Source organism: uncultured Roseibium sp. (genome assembly GCF_947499295.1).
In the GTDB taxonomy this organism is placed as follows: domain Bacteria; phylum Pseudomonadota; class Alphaproteobacteria; order Rhizobiales; family Stappiaceae; genus Roseibium.
Genome location: NZ_CANMNP010000002.1, coordinates 55,072 through 72,664, shown reverse-complemented (window position 1 = coordinate 72,664; position 17,593 = coordinate 55,072). Strand labels below are relative to the sequence as shown.

Below are 17,593 nucleotides of genomic sequence, written 5' to 3'. Positions count from 1 at the left end.
AACGACCGTTCAGGCCGTTGTATCCGGGTCCAGCAAGCGATGCAGGTGGACTACAAAATAGCGCATATGCGCGTTGTCGACCGTCGCCTGTGCCTTGGCCTTCCAGGCCTTGGAGGCTTCAGCATAGTTCGGGTAGATGCCGACAATATCCAACTGATCCAGATCCCGGAAGGTCAGTCCTTCAGGCGACTCCAGCTCACCGCCGAACACCAGATGCAGCAGCTGTTTGGGGCTGTCGGTTTCGCTCATGGATATCCTCATTGTTTGTCGGTGCAATCCGTTCAGGATCTGATCATTTCGCCAAGAACTGCGCGAACCGGTTCGATCAACGCGTCCGGTGCTGCAATCAGTCCGGGATGTCCGGTCTTGGTCCGGTTGTAAACAAGGTTCCGGCCGGAAAGGTCGGTCAGCCTGCCGCCCGCTTCCTGCACCAAAAGATCAGCTGCTGCAAGGTCCCAGTCGCTTGGCCCACCACGCGCTGCGCCGACATCGACGCGCCCAGCAGCCACAATGGCGAGGCGATAAGCCAGTGACCTCAAGATTTCCGTACCGCTAAATCCAGCTGCTATCACATCTTTATTGGCGACAATGGAATGGGGACCAGACAAGGTCGCGCCTTCGACACCCTGCCGTGGCGAAACATAAATTTTTTCACCATTCAAAGTGGTTCCGCCTCCGGCGCGCGCAGCGAACAATTCGTTCCGGCGCGGACAAAAGACGACACCAGCGGTCGGGCGGCCCTGTTCGACAACAGCCAGGGAGACCGTCCACTCGTCGCCCCCTGCCAGAAATGCCCGAGTTCCATCTATCGGATCGACGATGAATGTCCGGACGCAGCCCAGACGACTTTTGTCGTCTGCCGTTTCCTCTGAAAGCCAGCCATATTCAGGCCGCGCTCCGCGCAACTCGTCGGCAAGCAACTTGTCAACGGCAAGGTCCGCTTCAGAGACCGGAGAGCGGTTGTTCCCCTTGAACCAGGTTTCGGGGTCGCGTCCGAAATAACTGAGCGCCAATTCTCCAGCCTTGCGCGCTGCGTCTTCCAACAGACGCAGATCAAGGTCGAGCCAGGAGTGATTGTTGCCCGTATCAGCTTCCAGCAAGTGCCATCCCTTCGATCATGACAGACGGGGCGGCACTCGAATAGCGATTGTCCAGGTCATTGCCTGGCACAAGGCGCTTGAACATGTCGTTCAGGTTTCCTGCGATGGTGATTTCACTGACCGGTTCGACAACCTTACCGTTCTCGAACCAGAAACCGGCGGCCCCGCGGGAATAGTCACCGGTCACGCCATTGACACCATGGCCAATCAGATCGGTGACCAGCAGACCTTCGCCTGCATCCGCCATCAGCTCTTCCAACGATTTTTCGCCCGGCATCAAGGTGATGTTGGTTGGGCCGGGAGATGTACCACTGCCACCTCGATGAGCACGGCCGTTGGGTTTCATTTCAAGTTCGCGTGCCGAAGCGCCATCAAGGAACCAGTGTTGCAGCACGCCGTCACTGACCATTTCGAGCTGATCAGCGCGTGTTCCCTCTCCATCGAAAGGCCGGGTGGCAGCACCACGTCGCTTGAAGGGGTCATCGACAACACGAATGCCCGGTGCGAACACCGCTTCACCCATTCTGTCTTTCAGGAAACTTGTTTTGCGAGCAACTGCAGCACCGTTGATTGCGCCAACCAGGTGACCGAGGATGCTGCGCGCTGCACGGGACTCGTAAATGACATTTGCTGTTCGGGTCGAAAGCTTTTGCGGGTTCAGCCTGCGTACCGCGCGCTCACCAGCGCGCAGTCCAATTTCCTTTGGCCGGTCCAGATCCGCAAAGAAAGTCCTGCTGTCGAAGTCGTAGTCCCGTTCCATGCCGGTGCCTTCGCCTGCGACCGCTGTCATAGACATGCCGTATCGCGAAGATATGTAGGACCCTTCGAAGCCGTGGCTCGTAGCAAGCACTATTCCGGCAAGTCGCCAAGACGCTGAAGCGCCTCCCGACTTGCTGACGCCGTCCACCTCGAGACCGGCCGTTTCCGCCTCAAGTGCAATGTCCGTCAATTCGTCGGCTGTCAGTTCCTTGTCGTCTAGCAGCTCCAGAACCGGGAATTCCTTCACCAGCAGCTCCGGATCAGCAAGCCCGGCAAAAGGATCCTCCGGTGCGACCTTGGCCATCGAGACTGCTCGTTCGGCAAGACTGTCCGGATCGTCGAGACGGTTTGCAGAAACGGCGGCAGTGCGTCTGCCGACAAAGACGCGCAATGTGACATCGTCACCCTCGGCACGTTCCGTTTCTTCAACCTTGCCCTCGCGCACGTCGACGGAGAGCGATACTCCGGTTACTGCGACAGCGTCGCAGGCATCGGCTCCCGCTTGCCGCGCAGCTTCGACGAGCCGTGCTGCGCGTGACTGCAATTCACTTTGATCGATCAGTTCCGACATTTGGTCCGCTCTTGTGCCATCAGCTCTGGCTGTTGTTTACGCTTCGCACCGTTCAGCTGCAACAGCCAGCTTGAGATGCCAACAATCTGTTTCATTCCGAACCAGAAAAGCCGCGAGGCCTTCACATCGGCGCAATACCCCGTTGCTGCACCAGCGTGACCGGTTCGACACCTCCTATGTGTGCCGCTTCCGGGGCAGATCAATGGAAGTCCGCAGAAACACTGGGCGTTTTAGGCACCACCCACTCTCTCGCTAAAGTAGAATCAACACGTTCCCGACACATGTCTGAACCAGGTCTTACCGAGCCACTTACAAACCAGTAACCCTCTTTAAAAACAGACTTTTTTAACTCTGTCTCTTAAGCGCTTTACGACCTTTCCGTCTTAGATTGAAAGACATCGAGAGACCAAAAGGTCCGGTGGAGAGTTACTTGAGACGTCAAACAGAAAAACAGGAAATGGCAGCAACCGGGACAGCGGCAGAAACAATGCCGCATCCCGGTTGTCTTCCGGTACGCTTTCAGCAACGACTGGAAGCGCGTCCGGGAACACCTTCTCTTCCCGCTGACATTCTTCTTGATCGCGACAGGGCAATCATCAAGCGTCGTGTCGCGGGTGTTCCGGTCAACCTTGTTGTGCCGACGGAAGCGTTCGATGGCGTGATGGTCCGAATTATTCCGGGCGATGTACCGGGTGAAATCCAGGCTGCGCTGATCCTCAAGCATCACGACAGCGCATTGTCGATTACGCTTGCGGAGACCGAGAACTCCGATGATCTTGCCGTCCTCTGGAGCCGATGGGCGCAGGTGTTCAACTTGCCCATGCTTGTCTGCGACCTTGGCGGCAAGGTTAAACCGATTGATGCCTTCCGCGCCGTTCCCGCCGCGCAACCGGCCCCTCGCCGCCAATTGCGGATGTTGACAGGCCGTAGACCAAGGTTCCTGAACAAAAGATCGGTTGGCAAACCGGCTGGAACATCAGTCTGCCACAGCCGTGAACGCGAGATTATTGCCCGCACTTAAGGCTCTGGTCCGCAGAGGCTGGAATAGAGAGCAAAGGGCTCCGCACAGCGGAGCCTCTGTTCATTTATAGCCAGGCTACAAAGGCATCGATGACAAACCCGGCAAACAGGATCCAGCCATAGGTTCCGTTGGAACGGAACAGGCGAAGGCACTGGTCACCGTCATCAATGTCCAGCGTGACGATCTGCCAGCCGAGGTGAATGACGCCGGCAAGAATGCCGATAAAGGCAGCCGGCCCGGCGTCCGCCATGACAGCAGCGGTCGCAAAAAGCAGGGTGGCCAGCGCATATAGAACAATTAGCGCAGGTTTGGTGCGCGCTCCGAAAAGACGTGCGGTGGACTTCACGCCAACCAGGGCATCGTCTTCCTTGTCCTGATGCGCATAGATCGTGTCGTAACCGATTGTCCAACAAATGCCGCCTGCGTACAGGAACACCGGAGCCCATCCGAGCGAACCGAATTCGGCGGCCCAACCCATGAATGCCCCCCAGGAAAAGGCGAGGCCCAGAAAAAGCTGCGGCCAATTGGTAAACCGCTTCATGAAGGGATAGATCGCGACCGGTAGCAATGACACGATCCCGAGCACAATTGAATACGTGTTGAACTGGAGCAAGACGATCAGGCCAACCAGTGCCTGAAGGAACAGGAATGCCTTCGCCTGCAGTCTTGTGACCTGTCCGGCAGGAATCGGCCTTGACCGGGTCCGCTCCACCTTTGCGTCGATATCAACATCAACCAGGTCATTGTAAGTGCAGCCTGCACCACGCATTGCGACCGCTCCGATGAAGAAGAGGGCAAGATGCCACGGGTTCGGCCAGCCCTGGCCGGCCGCGATCGCCGCAAGCGCTGCAGACCACCAACAGGGCCAAAGCAGCAACCACCAGCCGATCGGCCGCTCCCATCGCGCGAGCCGCGCGAACGGTCGCAAGGAGGATGGCAGACTTGTATCGACCCAGTGCTTTTTCACTGCATCCGCGACAGGTCCTGTATCCTTGGTGGAAAAAATCATGACACTTCACACTCGATTTGCTTAGACCCGTTGCCCAACACGAACATTCAACAGGACCGGGTCATCCCCGGCATTTCTACCGATTATTTGGATGAAATTCATCCTGCAAGGGGTCATAGTGACACTGTCTTGGTGTGGGTTTGTTGAAAATCGGCGGAATTGCTCTGTTCATGGAAGACTTGTGGAGACCGATTCGCCATAGCCAAGGAGTGCAGTGTGTATTTTTCTCCAAAACTTGCAGTTAGTGTTTTCCTGTCTCTAGTTGTCGGCCTCAGCGCCATCCCGACCAGCTCTTTCGCTCAAAAGCCTCCTCCACCCCCTAAACGCGGGGACGGTAACCCACCACCGCGTCCAGGTGACGACCGGCCACCCAAACGTGGCGGCAAGGAAGTCAACGAAAGCAAGATCAATTCCGGTGGATCCCGACAAGTGCTCGGTGAAGTCTGGGTCGACAACTGGTTCAAGCTTTACATCAATGGCGAGCCGCTGCTGGAAGACAGCGTTTCGATCAGAACCGAGCGTTCTTTCAATGCCGAGCGTTTTGAATTCGGTTCAGACTTCCCGATGACGATTGCCTTCGAGTTTCGCGACTTCATGGAGAACGACACCGGACTTGAGTATATCGGTTCGCGGCGCCAGCAACTAGGCGATGGAGGTGCGATCGCGCAATTCAAGGACGCTGCCAGCGGGAAGCTGATTGCCGCAACCGGAAGCGACTGGCGATGCCTGACAGTTCAAGCTGCTCCGGCAGACGCGTCCTGTGCGCGCGAACGCAATCCCGATGTGACTCAAGCCGTGTGTGCACAGACACGCGTTGAGGTTCCGGAAAACTGGACAGCTCCAGGGTTCGACGACAGCAACTGGCCAAAGGCCAGTGTCTATAGCGCCCGCGACGTCGGCCCCAAGGACGGCTACAACCAGATCCAATGGGACAGTTCTGCGGAGCTTATCTGGGGCAAGGACCTGAAGAAGGACAACATCGTCTATTGCCGTGCAACAGTCGGCGGCTGACGCTCATTCGGTCATCCCAGGCGTAATATGTGCCTGGGCTGCCCTCCAACGCTTGAAAACCGGTCAGTGTCCGGTCGTGGTAGCGTGGTTCGATTGCAGGCGTTCACCGTGCATGCTAGACCCCGCCCCATGATGGCGACGGGCCCTTCAGGCAAGTCGCCGCTCAAGCGTCACCTACTCTCAGAGACCTGCAATTCATGAAACTTCTCCTGATCGGATCCGGCGGCCGCGAACATGCTCTTGCGTGGGCACTGGCAAAGTCTCCCAGATTGACAAAACTCTACGCAGCTCCTGGCAATGCCGGTATCGCGGATGCCGCAGAGCTCACCGATCTGAATGTTTCCGACCACCGGGCAGTTATCACGTTTTGCCAGGAACACGACATCGACCTGGTTGTCGTTGGACCAGAGGCTCCCCTCGTCGCCGGGCTTGTTGATGACCTCGAAGCCGCCGGCATAAAAGCGTTTGGGCCGAGAAAGGCCGCAGCGCAACTTGAAGGCTCCAAAGCCTTTACCAAGGGCGTTTGCGATGACGCCAACATCCCGACAGCGGCGTATGGCCGATTTGACGATGCACAAGCTGCACTGGACTATGTTCGACAGCAGGGTGCTCCGATTGTTGTGAAGGCTGACGGACTGGCAGCCGGCAAGGGCGTGGTCGTGGCCATGTCGCTGGAAGACGCAGAAGAAGCCGTGAAGGCCTGTTTTGATGGATCATTCGGCGATGCGGGTGCGGAAGTCGTTGTCGAAGAATTCCTGGACGGCGAAGAAGCAAGTTTTTTTGTTCTTTCCGACGGGACCAATGCCTTGCCTCTGGCAACGGCGCAGGATCACAAGCGCGCCTTTGACGGCGACGAAGGCCCGAACACCGGTGGCATGGGCGCTTACTCACCCGCGCCGGTTTTGACCGATGACATTGTTGCGGACGTGATGGAGCGGATCATCAAACCGACCATCTCGACGCTTGCGGGACGCGGCACTCCCTTCAAGGGCGTTCTTTATGCGGGATTGATGATTACAAGCGACGGCCCAAAGCTGATTGAGTACAACACGCGCTTTGGCGATCCGGAGTGCCAGGTATTATTGATGCGCCTGAAAAGCGATCTTTTGGATCTGTTGGAGGCCAGTGCCGACGGGACACTTGGCGAAGCGAGTGCGGATTGGCACGACAGCGTTGCCCTGACTGTTGTGATGGCGGCAAAAGGCTATCCAGGCTCTTATGAAAAAGGCACCGAAATTCGCGGCCTGGACAAACTCGGAAGTGAGAAGCTTCAAGTCTTTCATGCCGGAACGCAGTTGAAGAACGGAACGCTTTGCGCCACTGGCGGCCGGGTGTTGAACGTAACTGCACTTGGCGGCGATGTCCGCGAAGCACAACAAAATGCCTATGAAGCCGTCAACCAGATCGATTGGCCAGACGGATTTTGCCGGACCGATATCGGCTGGCGAGCGGTCGACCGCGAAACCAAGTCGTAAGTTGCAAAACCGTCACTTTATTGGACTTGGCAGGCACTCCCCACCTCCGCTAGCTTAACCCGGCAGGCGGAGGACTCATTTTGGCTAGCGAATTTCCTGACCTGTTTCCAGGTTTCAAGAGTGAAACTGTGGAAACGGAAGAAGCACAGCTGTTCTGCCGTATTGGCGGATCCGGCCCTCCATTGCTGCTTTTGCACGGTTATCCGCAATCACATACCTGTTGGCACAAGGTTGCACCTCTTCTTGCTGACCGATTTACGCTCGTGCTCCCCGATCTGCCGGGGTACGGGAAATCGTCCATTCCGCCCCTCAGCCAGGATCATCAGGCCTACTCCAAGCGGGCCATGGCAGATGGCATCGTTGAATTGATGCGTCTTCTCGGTTTCGACAAATTTCATTTGGCCGGCCACGACCGCGGTGGACGGGTTGCATACCGTATGGCCCTGGACCATCCGCACGCAGTCAACCGCGTAGCAGTACTCGATATTTTGCCAACCTTCGACTACTGGGAAAAACTCGACCGGCAGTTTGGGCTCAAGGTTTACCATTGGATGTTTCTGGCTCAGCCAGCCCCTTTCCCTGAAAAGCTCATTGCTGCGTCTCCTGTCCGCTTTCTGGAGCACACACTTGCCAGTTGGACCGGAAGCAAGAACCTTGATTGCTTTTCCGAAGAAGCATTGGACGACAACCGTGCCTGGTTCCGGGATCCGGATCGCATTTCGGCAACCTGCGAGGATTACCGGGCCGGTGCCACAATCGATTTCGAGCACGACAATCTTGACCACCAGGCCGGCAACCGGATCCTGATTCCCTTGCTTGCACTTTGGGGTGAGAAGGGCATTGCCACCAGCGTTAAGAGCCCGCTCGACGTCTGGAGATCCTGGTGCCCATATGCGGAGGGCCGCTCCGTTCCAGGCGGCCACTTCCTTCCAGAAGAAGCCTGGCAAGAAACCGCAGAAGAGTTACAGAAATTCTTCGCACACTGAGCAAAACGCAGGATCGGCAGCATTACTACTTTAGATTGCCGCTAGATTTTTTCATTTCAAGATAGTTTTCGGGTGAAATTTTTCGGTTAAGGGCCATTTGCTCTTAACACTATTTAACAAATGCATTCAAAACTATTTAACCAATAGTGTTTATTGAAGAAATAGGCGGTGAGTGTTCACAAAAACAGACTGCGAATTTGCAGTTACTTCAAATTCGAACATCGCAGCCGGGGGATTGTGCGGTTTCAAAACCGGCGGTGTGGGTGGCTAGTGTGGGCGAGCAAGTAAATAGGGACAAGGAACAGCTGCGTGCGGGCAAACCCTGCCGACGCGGTCTGAGTGCTTGCCTGGATCAGCTCCTTGCGAAATGGAGCGTGGACGATTCCCAGTTTGAAAAACCGTTGCGCGGTGTGTTCCTGTCGTTCCTCGTCCTGATCGTCGCCGTCCTTTGCATTCAAAACATCGCCACGGGCTATCGCAACCTGCTTGAGCCTCAAGAAGTCGTCATCCGGACCACCGAGCGACTGCTGACGCAGCAACGCGCCTTTGGCGCACAGGTGCTTGATAGCGCGGTTCGCGAGATCAGTGCCGATAAAAACCTTCAAAATGCTATCAAGCTGCGTGACACCGGCACAATCCGCACCATCGCGGACAACATTATGCTGACTGCCCCGGAAGGCAGCAGTGTTGCGGAATTCACAATCTATGGTGCGGATCAGAAGCCGATTTACAGCTCGAGAAGCCCTGTCGTTGCAGAGCCGGCCCACCTGGCATTTCAAAATGACCTGAATGCAAACCTGACACGCAACACCAACAACATTGAATTGAGTGTCGACGGCAAATTCGTGGTCAGTGTCTTCCAGGCCTGGACCGTCGAAGGCAACCTTGTCGGATATCTGAAACTCGCCGTCGACATTGAGCGCTCACTTGTTGTTGCCGGGGCTGCAGTCGACGCTGAACTCGTTAACTTGAGCAGCATAGACATTCCTCAAAGTCTGAATGGTCAACAGATCAGTTATCGCGTTCTTGGCGAACCGATGAAGACCGAATTCAATTTCAATGAATTGACCAATTCAGCAACCGATCTACACAGACTGGACCGGTTCTATTTCCAAAATTCGCAAGTTTTCATTGTCCACGAGCTGCCCATACGCGCTGCCATGCCCGGACACGACGTCAAACTTATTCTGGTGAAGAACATCACCGGTCATTTCTGGACCTTTCTTCAAGGGGCCCTGCTCACGCTTTCAGCCGGTGGCGGCATCGCTTTTCTTGCCTGGATCGCGATCCGCCGATTGCTCTCCAGGCTGCAAGCCTCTGTGCAAACCACGCATTCGCGCCTGACAGCCATGGTCGCGGAAAATACACGGCAACTGGAAGAAAGTGCTTCGCAATTGCTCGAGGCCCAGCGCATTGCCGGAGTTGGCAGCTGGGAACGGGACTTGACGACCGACCAATTCATCGGGTCTGAAGAGTTCTTCCGGATTACCCGTCTTTCACCCGATTTGCCGGGAGGCGAAACCCGCAGGCAACTGCTCGATTTGGTGCCTGAAAAGGAACGCTTAAGGAACCTCGAGGTAGTCCGAGAGGCAATCGAAAACCGCAGCGAGTTCGAATTTGAACATTCCCTGGTATTTGCGCCGGACGACTGCTGCAGCATTTATGTTCGCGGCTACGTTTTGGCCGGACCGAATGGCGAAGCCGCGAAAATCGTCGGGATCATTCATGACATAACCGACCGCCAGAAGGCTGAACGCCAGAGCCAGCTCTTGGCCAACATTCTGGAATCGTCCCTGAACGAGATCTATATTCTGAACGCCGATACGTTCCGCATCGAATACGCAAACAAATGTGCGATCGACAATCTTGGCTTTGATCTCGACGAGCTGAAGTCACGCCGGATCTGGGATATCAACCCGCTTTATGATCAGGATACTGTTCGCAGGCATGTAACACCCCTGCTCAAGGGTGCGCGCGGCAGCCTGTCGGTTGAAAGTGAGCACAGACGCAAAGACGGCAGCGAATACCCGGTTGACCTACGGGTTCAGATCCTGAAGGACCACGACCGCAACCTGTTTGTTGCGATTGCCAACGATGTTTCGGACCGGGTCCAACGGGAAAGGGAAACACGAGAGGCCAAGAACCGTGCGGAGCGTCTGGCTTATTTCGATCCGCTCACGAAACTGTCCAATCGTGCTGGATGCCAGCGGGACGCCAAGTTGCTCTTTGCCAAGGACGACAAGCCGTCTTTTCTCATTCATGTGGACATGGATGGCTTCAAGCGCGTCAATGACACGCTCGGTCATCTTGCCGGTGATCATTGTCTTGAGGAAACCGGCAGACGGCTTCGGGAAGTCTGCCGCGGCCTTGGCACTCCTTACCGGTGGGGCGGAGACGAGTTTGTTATTCTGGCCAACAGCAGCACATCTGATCCAAATCAGCTGTGCGAGCGCGCTCGGCGCCTCATGCGCCAGCCGATGGAATTCAATGGCAATCGCTTCTGGCCAACCGTCAGTATGGGGATTGCGCTCTGTCCGGAAGATGCGGACACTTTCGACGCCCTCCTCGTGAACGCGGATCTGGCGCTCTATCAGTCAAAGGAAAACGGCAAAGACCGCTACACGTTCTTCAAAACCAACATGAAAGCGGAAAGCGAGACCGAGGCGCAAATCGAGCTTGAGCTTCATGATGCCGTCAAACACGATCAGTTTTACCTTGTCTTCCAGCCTCAGGTGAATTTGAGAAGCCAGGCGGTTACCGGCGTTGAGGCGCTGTTACGGTGGACACATCCCGAAAGAGGCGAGCTCTCGCCCGGCGAATTTCTGCCGGTTGTCGAGAAAAGCAGCCTTGCCCCTGTCCTTGGCGAGATCGTCATCAACAAGGCGCTGGCGGCGGCAAAGAGCTGGCTCGATGGCGGCATCAATTTTGGCCGTATTTCCATCAATGTGTCCCCGGCCCATCTCGCCTCGGGCAAACTGGTCGAGCACTTCAGCGCCGCGATGGAACGCCATGGCGTCAGCCCGGACAAGGTCACCGCAGAAGTTCTGGAATCAGTGTTTCTGAATGACAATGGTTCAGGACACCTTGAAGCGCTGAAAGAACTTTATGATCTCGGCGTCCACATCGAACTTGACGATTTCGGCACTGGCTACGCATCGCTGACGCATGTTGCTGATCTGCCGATCAACGGCCTCAAGATCGACCGGTCCTTTACGCGCCAGATGCTTCAGGACGCGAAGAAGGAAGCCGTGGTCAATCAGCTGATCCACCTGGCCCGCTCTTTGAATATCGGCGTGGTTTGCGAGGGCGTCGAAACAGAGGCGCAATATGACCGGTTGCGCATGATGGGCGATTTCTCCATTCAGGGTTTCCTGATCGCCAAACCTATGGTCTTCGACCAGGTGACAAACTGGATTTCCGAATCGAGCGACGACTTATACTTCGTTCTTTGAGAACGTTCCTGCTCGCGCGCCAAGGTCGATGGCTTGGCAAAGCATGAGCCACTCCCCATCTGCTTGAGTGTAGTCAAAACAGGACGATGCTCATGCAATCCGACACTCCCCTTCCCAGGATTGGCCTTGCGCTTGGAGGCGGCGGTGCGCGTGGTCTCGCACACATTCCGGTCCTGGAAGCCCTGGACGATCTCGGTTTGAGACCGGCACAAATCGCTGGAACATCAATCGGCGCGATCATGGGTGCCGCCTATGCAAGCGGCCTTAGCGGAGAGCAAATTCGAGAAATCACCCTCAAAACTTTTTCGGATAGAAACACGGTTCTTTCGCGCCTTTGGCAACTCAGGCCAAAGAAGTTTGCAGACATGTTCCGCTCAGGACCGGTTCAATTCGACCCAGAACGCGTCCTGGAAGTTTTCATTTCCGAGTTTCTCCCTGACAGTTTCGAAGACCTGGATATCCCCCTCAGACTGATCGCGACCGACTTTTTTGGCTGTCGCGAGGTCGACTTCGATTCGGGCCCTCTTCTTCCTGCGATTGCAGCCTCGATTGCAATACCCGCCGTTTTCAAGCCTGTACGTCATAAAGGCCGTCACTTGATCGATGGCGGCGTTGTGAACCCGTTACCATTTGATGGCCTGCGAGACCGGTGTGACATTGTCATCGCCGTCGATGTCGTCGGAGCACCGGTTCCCCGCCCAAACAGCGACGACATCAACATGCTGGACAGCCTTTTTGGCTCCTCGCAGATCCTTATGCAAACGATCACAAACCAAAAACTCAAGTTGGATCAGCCAGATATGCTGGTTCGTCCGCCACACGACACAATCCGTGTGCTTGATTTCATGAAAGCTGACCGCATTCTGGACAAGGCAGAGCCATTGCGAGATCAAACAAAGGAACAACTGTCAGCATTGATAAAAGAAACGTCACTCGTTACTTGAAAGCAACATGAGCACAATTAACAAGAACGATCACTCTTGTTATCACAATTACTTTATTTAATAGTTCATTAATAAAACCCGTAAATACTTTTCCTATCTTATTAGGAGAAGGTCTATGCGGCCAGTTGGTTCTACAGATTTGGAAGACTGCCCTGTTTCCGAAGATTTGCTGAAGCGTTTGCTCGAAGCGACGCTGAGCGCAGTCTCAGATGTGGGCGATCAGCTGCCGGAACGCCAACGCGCGGCGCTGGCTGTTTATTGTTATCGCCGGTCACATTTTCGCAAGCTTGGACTCTCGCTCGCAAGCCATTGCAGCAAGCAAGCCATGATTCTGGAAGCCGGCCATGCCGGCGAGATGATCCACATGCAGGCAACTGATGACAAAAAGGCGCTAGAAATCGAGCGGCACTCCACGCCTAAAGGGGCAAAGGCCCCTGTCAGCCTGTACGTGGTTTGAACATTTCATACCGGGGCAGGTCCTTCCTCCCACCCGCCCCCACCTCAGGCAACCGCCTTCGCAAATACGCTGCGAACGGTTGCCTTTTCTTTTGGCAGCTTTGGGTAAAAACGATCAAGTTCTGGCCAAAGCAACAGAGAAACGTCCGTAGTCGCTTGCCCTGACAGTCCGACCCGCTAACTTAGGGTCATGGCAGTCTTCAGGGAGAGCGCATCATGACCCGGGACGTTCCGGCCCCATTTCAGTTGTTGGCACACGGCCTTTGCCGAATCCGCACAGCTTCGACGCTGCTCGGGTGCCTTTTCGCGGTCGCATTTGTTCAGCCTGCTTTGGCCATTTGCCAATTGGTTGCAGACGCCCCCTACCGGCAATTGCTCCCTGGTGAAGCGAGGGTATGGAATGCATCGCTGCAAGCGGGGGAAGTTCAGATCCGTTATATCGGGCATTCCACTTTCGAGTTGGAGACCCCCAAAGGCGTGCGAATAGCGACGGACTACAACGACAGCGTTCGTCCTTTTCTTCCGCCAACTGTCGCCACCATGAACGGTGCTCACAGCACACACTATTCACTCAACCCAGACCCGAGCATCGAGCACCTTCTTTATGGCTGGAACCCAGAGGGCGGCGTAATGGATCACGACATGACGGTTGAAGATGTCCGGATCCGCAATATCCAGACCAATATACGCGGATGGGACGGCGAAACCCGGCGGCTCGGAAATTCCATCTTCGTTTTTGAGGTCGCCGACCTGTGTATTGCCCATCTCGGTCACCTGCACCACAGACTGACCAAGGAAGACCTGACCAGACTGGGGCAGATCGATATCGTGTTCGCCGCGGTGGACAACACGTCGACATTGCGTCTGGACAGTCTCATGGATGTGCTGGAAAGCATCGGACCAGCCTTGGTGATACCGATGCATTTTCACTTTTCAGGCGCGCTTCAAGCGTTTACAGGGCGCGCCACGGAAGCTGGATATGAGATTGTTCGTGCAGAAACCGCCAAACTGATTGTCAGCCGCGCCAGCCTACCTGCCAAACCAACCGCATACATTATGATGCCCGGCGGCGCGTGAGCTGATACCAACCTCAACAAATAGGAACCCATTCGACCGTGACATGAGTGTGTTCCGAGAGGAGCGTGTCGCAGGGCGATGTAAGGCATCGTCCAACACGCGCGACGCTGGGGAACACTCCCATGTCGCGGCCTCGGGTGGGTTTTATTTGGTGAGGTTGATATGAGGCGCAAAGCGCAAAAAGAGAACCTGACTGTCCCCGGCCTGCCGCCGGTCGACTTCGGAAAACCCTTCAGGTGTTTCTATGTCGGCACTTGCACGCTCTTCCAGGACGCAGATTGCGTCCGGCTTGAGCCAGCCTCCGACACCAGCAGAATGTAATGCCTTTTCACCAAGCCCCTTGTCATAAGGCGGATCGGCAAAAAGAAGGTCGAAGGGTTCGATCGTGCCTGGAACGCCCAGGCGGGTTGCGTCCCGGCGGAAGATTTTTGCCGCCCCGTTGAGCCCCAGACCTTCCATATTTCGCCGGATCACGCCGCGCGCTTCAGCCCCTTCTTCTATAAAAGTGCAATGGCGCGCTCCTCTGCTGATGGCTTCAAAGCCGAGCGCTCCGGTTCCGGCAAACAAGTCCAGAACACGCGCATCTTCGAGATTCATTCCCACGCCATGCGCGAGAATGTTGAAGATTGTCTCGCGCAATCTGTCGCTTGTCGGACGGGTTTCCTGGGATTTGGGTGCCGCAATTGCGGCCCCCTTGAAGCGCCCTGCGACTATTCTCACGAGCGGTCTCCGCGACGCGGTCCCCGGCCGCCCTTGGGTGGACCACGCCGCTCATCCTTGTCGCGATTGTTTCGATTTTCCTGCTGCTTGTCGTCAAGAAGGCCATCGTCGCTCCAGATCCGGCGCTGCGGTGAGCTGCGTCGACCTTCTTCGATGTCCTTGCGGGGCCTGGGTGCTGAGGTCATGCGGAAACGGGAACGGGGAGACACTTTTTCCTGTCGTTGACCGCTGTCCTTGCGCGGAGCCTTGCCTTGCTTGCGATCTGAGCGGTCACTCTTGGCAGCCTTTTTCCGGTCGGTTTCTGTCTTGCCTTCGCGCGCCGTCAACCACTTGCCCTGGCTCTCTTCGCGGCGGCCGCCGGATTTACGATCACCCGATTTGCGATCACCGGATTTGCGGTCATCTCTCCCGCCACCGGCACGATTTGTAGCGGACGTCTTTTCAATTTCCTGTTTGGGGGTATGAAAAATCGGGGCATCGAAATCCGCTCCCGCTTCTTCGGCCAAGGCCTCTCCAAGCTGGTCACGCAATACGCGACCCCGAATTTCACGGACGTCATTTTCCGGCAGATCCATGAGCTGAAACGGCCCATAGGACACGCGGATCAGTCGGTTCACCGCAAGACCGAGATGTTCAAGCACCCGCTTGACCTCCCGGTTCTTCCCTTCCCGCAAGCTGACGGTCATCCAGACGTTTCCACCCTGCTCCTTGTCGAGCACAGCTTCGATCGCGCCATATAGAACACCATCGATTGCGACACCGTCCTGCAGCCCGTCCAGATCAGCCTGCGTGATTTTGCCAAAGGCGCGAACACGGTAACGCCTCAGCCACCCGGTGGCAGGGAGTTCGAGAACCCTTGCGAGCCCGCCATCATTCGTTAAGAGCAACAGGCCTTCCGTGTTGATGTCAAGCCGCCCAACCGTCAGCACCCGCGGCAGATCGTCCGGCAACCTGTCAAAGACAGTGGGACGCCCCTCCGGATCCTTGTTCGTCGTCACAAGCCCACGCGGCTTGTGATAGAGCCAAAGCCTTGTTCTTTCACGGGTAGGCAGAGCTGTGCCGTCCACAAGGACCTTGTCGTCCGGCGTCACCGTGACTGCCGGTGTGGTGAGAACCTGACCATTCAGCTCAACACGGCCATTGGCAATCCAGGTCTCCGCCTCACGACGCGAACACAAGCCTGCACGCGCCATGACCTTGGCAATCCGTTCGCCTCGTGTGCCTGTCTCGTCGGTCATGCTGCGCGGTGCCGGCACGACCGCGCTTTTCTTTGGACCGTCTTTCTTCGCACCTTGTGGCCCACGCCGTTTTGCAGGTGCACGATTGTCGCGCGCCCGTGGGTTCACCGAACCAGGGCGCTTAGGGGGAGTTTTTCTTGTCGTCATGGCCGCGTCATAGCAGAGCTTTGCCCATTCTGAAATCGCTTGTTGCATTCATTGGTCGCAACGGCGCTCATACCCAAACGCATAGCTTGGTCAGAAGAGAAGAGATTACGGGGCTGACTGTATCGGCTTTTGCGATTAAACACGAACTTTCTTCGCCTCTCCAAAAGGGCCCTGAGACATTCAATGACCACCGGCCAGCAATCCCGAAACGACAAGACTTTCATGGATCTTGCACTCGAAGAGGCGGAAAACGCAGCGGCTCGCGGAGAAGTGCCGGTCGGTGCCGTTTTGGTCAGAGGAAACAGCATTCTCGCGCGGGACGGCAATCGAACCCTTGAGCTCAACGACCCCACGGCGCATGCAGAAGTTCTGGTTATCCGCAAAGCCTGTGCGCTGCTGAATTCGCAGCGACTTCCGGATTGCGACCTGTACGTGACACTGGAACCTTGCACCATGTGTGCAGGCGCCATCTCGTTTGCCCGCATTCGCAGGCTTTACTACGCTGCCCGCGACGAGAAGGGTGGCGCGGTTGATCACGGCGCTCGCTTCTTTGACCAGCCGACCTGCCATCATGCTCCCGATACCTATTCCGGCATAGGCGAGGTTCAAGCCGCCAAACTCCTGAAAGCTTTCTTCAACTCAAGGCGTTGACAGAAATGCGTGTCGGACTTGCCGACGCAACGGTGCTACCCCTCGGCATTGACCTTCCGCCAGGCATCAAGAACGGCCGGCCACAGACCCTGTGACCAGAGATTGTTGTGGGCCGCGCCTTCGACAATCAGGATCTCTTTGGGATCTTCTGCACGTTCATACAGCTTTTTTCCATGTTCAACGGGAATGACGACATCCTGTGTGCCATGAACGATCAGGATCGGTGCCTGAACGTTTCCAACGCGTTCCCGCGTCGGCATCTGGTCAATCATGAGCAATCCGACAGGCAACCACGGATACTGTTCAGATGCCCTGTCAACCAATGCGGTATAGGGCGCTTCGAGAACAAGCAATCCCGTCTCAGGCCGTTCCGCGGCTATCGCAGTTGCGACACCTGTTCCCATGCTTTCGCCGTGGATGATGATCTGATCTGTGCGGCCCGCGACGCTCTCGAAATGTTCCCGGCCATCTGAAATCAAATCGATTTCCGTCGGGCTGCCATCGCTGCCTGCATAGCCCCGATAACTGGGAGCATAGAGCCCGAACCCACTGTCGAGAATTTTTTTGAAGCGAGACGCTCGCGTGGACACATTTCCGGAATTTCCGTGAAAATAAAGTACTGTGGGAGCACCTTCGACCGCTGGGGTAGCTGACCAAACGCTGATCTGTGTGCCGTCTGCCATGGTCACGGTTTCAACCGTTACCTGGTCGAGCCCGGCCTCCGCAGGATCCGTCAATTCACCTGTGGGCACAAACAGGAAATTGCGCTGGTTAAGATACATGAACCCAGCTGCCATTATGTAGGCGATCCCAAAGACGACGATCAGATTGATCAACAACTTTCGGACACGCTTTCCCGTACCGGAAGGCGTTGCGCCGGCTTTCAAGGCCTGATGGTCTTCAGTTTCGGACATGGGCGTATCTCAAATCGAATCCCGGATTTATCAATCAGGTGTTTGTACTGTTTCCAGCCTAT

16 protein-coding genes are annotated in these 17,593 nt (G+C 56.0%); 9 read left to right on the top strand and 7 right to left on the bottom strand.

Annotated elements, in window-relative coordinates:
• Window positions 1-9: 9 nt before the first annotated feature.
• Genes Q0835_RS04430 through Q0835_RS04420 form a run of 3 tightly spaced genes read right to left on the bottom strand, consistent with a single transcriptional unit; the run spans window position 10 to window position 2,430 of the window.
• Entirely contained in the window at window positions 10-249 is a 240-nt protein-coding gene (locus tag Q0835_RS04430) for a DUF4170 domain-containing protein (protein WP_298813932.1), read from the bottom strand.
• A gap of 32 nt (window positions 250-281) precedes the next feature.
• A complete protein-coding gene (locus Q0835_RS04425) occupies window positions 282-1,100 on the bottom strand; it encodes a 3'(2'),5'-bisphosphate nucleotidase CysQ (RefSeq protein WP_298958741.1) in 819 nt (272 codons plus the stop codon).
• Entirely contained in the window at window positions 1,087-2,430 is a 1,344-nt protein-coding gene (locus Q0835_RS04420) for a TldD/PmbA family protein (RefSeq protein ID WP_298813936.1), read from the bottom strand. The genes Q0835_RS04425 and Q0835_RS04420 overlap by 14 nt, the downstream gene beginning before the upstream one ends.
• A gap of 430 nt (window positions 2,431-2,860) precedes the next feature.
• Between Q0835_RS04420 and Q0835_RS04415 the strand changes: the two genes are divergently transcribed.
• The gene (locus tag Q0835_RS04415) at window positions 2,861-3,451 is read left to right on the top strand and encodes a DUF6101 family protein (RefSeq protein WP_298813938.1); all 591 of its coding nucleotides are present in this window, start codon (window positions 2,861-2,863) and stop codon (window positions 3,449-3,451) included.
• Window positions 3,452-3,515: 64 nt separating this feature from the next.
• On the opposite strand, the gene ubiA is transcribed toward Q0835_RS04415, so the two are convergent.
• Complete coding sequence (gene ubiA, locus Q0835_RS04410) at window positions 3,516-4,460, bottom strand: 4-hydroxybenzoate octaprenyltransferase (protein WP_298813940.1); 945 nt, start codon at window positions 4,458-4,460, stop codon at window positions 3,516-3,518.
• A gap of 216 nt (window positions 4,461-4,676) precedes the next feature.
• On the opposite strand from ubiA, the gene Q0835_RS04405 reads away from it, so the two are divergent.
• The 7 genes from Q0835_RS04405 (at window position 4,677) to Q0835_RS04375 (ending at window position 13,861) form a co-directional block, all read left to right on the top strand.
• Window positions 4,677-5,471 carry a PEBP family protein gene (locus tag Q0835_RS04405; RefSeq protein WP_298958738.1) on the top strand — a complete coding sequence of 265 codons (795 nt, stop codon included), beginning with the start codon at window positions 4,677-4,679 and terminating at the stop codon, window positions 5,469-5,471.
• A 197-nt stretch (window positions 5,472-5,668) separates the two neighbouring features.
• Window positions 5,669-6,946: a phosphoribosylamine--glycine ligase gene (purD, locus tag Q0835_RS04400; protein ID WP_298958735.1), complete on the top strand. Its 1,278-nt coding sequence runs from the start codon at window positions 5,669-5,671 to the stop codon at window positions 6,944-6,946.
• Window positions 6,947-7,026: 80 nt separating this feature from the next.
• Window positions 7,027-7,932 (top strand): alpha/beta hydrolase, encoded by a 906-nt coding sequence (locus Q0835_RS04395; RefSeq protein ID WP_298958732.1) that lies wholly within the window; start codon window positions 7,027-7,029, stop codon window positions 7,930-7,932.
• 272 nt (window positions 7,933-8,204) lie between these two features.
• The gene (locus Q0835_RS04390) at window positions 8,205-11,384 is read left to right on the top strand and encodes an EAL domain-containing protein (protein WP_298958730.1); all 3,180 of its coding nucleotides are present in this window, start codon (window positions 8,205-8,207) and stop codon (window positions 11,382-11,384) included.
• 92 nt (window positions 11,385-11,476) lie between these two features.
• Window positions 11,477-12,328, top strand: coding sequence for a patatin-like phospholipase family protein (locus Q0835_RS04385; RefSeq protein ID WP_298958728.1), 852 nt, complete (start codon window positions 11,477-11,479; stop codon window positions 12,326-12,328).
• Window positions 12,329-12,443: 115 nt separating this feature from the next.
• Entirely contained in the window at window positions 12,444-12,785 is a 342-nt protein-coding gene (locus tag Q0835_RS04380; RefSeq protein ID WP_298813952.1) for a hypothetical protein, read from the top strand.
• A gap of 215 nt (window positions 12,786-13,000) precedes the next feature.
• Window positions 13,001-13,861 (top strand): MBL fold metallo-hydrolase, encoded by an 861-nt coding sequence (locus tag Q0835_RS04375; RefSeq protein ID WP_298813954.1) that lies wholly within the window; start codon window positions 13,001-13,003, stop codon window positions 13,859-13,861.
• A 144-nt stretch (window positions 13,862-14,005) separates the two neighbouring features.
• Here Q0835_RS04375 and rsmD read toward each other — a convergent pair whose 3' ends face one another.
• Both rsmD and Q0835_RS04365 read right to left on the bottom strand, forming a co-directional pair.
• The gene (gene rsmD / locus Q0835_RS04370; RefSeq protein ID WP_298958725.1) at window positions 14,006-14,581 is read right to left on the bottom strand and encodes a 16S rRNA (guanine(966)-N(2))-methyltransferase RsmD; all 576 of its coding nucleotides are present in this window, start codon (window positions 14,579-14,581) and stop codon (window positions 14,006-14,008) included.
• Window positions 14,578-15,966, bottom strand: a complete 1,389-nt coding sequence (locus Q0835_RS04365) for a pseudouridine synthase (RefSeq protein WP_298958722.1) — start codon at window positions 15,964-15,966, stop codon at window positions 14,578-14,580. Before Q0835_RS04365 ends, rsmD begins: the two co-directional genes overlap by 4 nt.
• Before the next feature lie 183 nt (window positions 15,967-16,149).
• Here Q0835_RS04365 and Q0835_RS04360 point away from each other — a divergent pair, with 183 nt between their 5' ends.
• Window positions 16,150-16,617 carry a nucleoside deaminase gene (locus tag Q0835_RS04360; protein WP_298813961.1) on the top strand — a complete coding sequence of 156 codons (468 nt, stop codon included), beginning with the start codon at window positions 16,150-16,152 and terminating at the stop codon, window positions 16,615-16,617.
• Between the two features lie 35 nt (window positions 16,618-16,652).
• On the opposite strand, the gene Q0835_RS04355 is transcribed toward Q0835_RS04360, so the two are convergent.
• On the bottom strand, window positions 16,653-17,531 hold the full coding sequence (locus tag Q0835_RS04355; RefSeq protein WP_298958719.1) for an alpha/beta hydrolase: 879 nt from the start codon (window positions 17,529-17,531) through the stop codon (window positions 16,653-16,655).
• Between the last annotated feature and the right edge of the window lie 62 nt (window positions 17,532-17,593).

What these genes read in the sequence shown, in the direction of transcription:
- Q0835_RS04430 (WP_298813932.1), bottom strand. Translation starts at nt 249, where the DNA reads ATGAGCGAAACCGACAGCCCCAAACAGCTGCTGCATCTGGTGTTCGGC.
- Q0835_RS04420 (WP_298813936.1), bottom strand. Translation starts at nt 2,430, where the DNA reads ATGTCGGAACTGATCGATCAAAGTGAATTGCAGTCACGCGCAGCACGG.
- ubiA (WP_298813940.1), bottom strand. Translation starts at nt 4,460, where the DNA reads ATGATTTTTTCCACCAAGGATACAGGACCTGTCGCGGATGCAGTGAAA.
- purD (WP_298958735.1), top strand. Translation starts at nt 5,669, where the DNA reads ATGAAACTTCTCCTGATCGGATCCGGCGGCCGCGAACATGCTCTTGCG.
- Q0835_RS04385 (WP_298958728.1), top strand. Translation starts at nt 11,477, where the DNA reads ATGCAATCCGACACTCCCCTTCCCAGGATTGGCCTTGCGCTTGGAGGC.
- Q0835_RS04380 (WP_298813952.1), top strand. Translation starts at nt 12,444, where the DNA reads ATGCGGCCAGTTGGTTCTACAGATTTGGAAGACTGCCCTGTTTCCGAA.
- Q0835_RS04375 (WP_298813954.1), top strand. Translation starts at nt 13,001, where the DNA reads ATGACCCGGGACGTTCCGGCCCCATTTCAGTTGTTGGCACACGGCCTT.
- Q0835_RS04365 (WP_298958722.1), bottom strand. Translation starts at nt 15,966, where the DNA reads ATGACGACAAGAAAAACTCCCCCTAAGCGCCCTGGTTCGGTGAACCCA.
- Q0835_RS04360 (WP_298813961.1), top strand. Translation starts at nt 16,150, where the DNA reads ATGACCACCGGCCAGCAATCCCGAAACGACAAGACTTTCATGGATCTT.
- Q0835_RS04355 (WP_298958719.1), bottom strand. Translation starts at nt 17,531, where the DNA reads ATGTCCGAAACTGAAGACCATCAGGCCTTGAAAGCCGGCGCAACGCCT.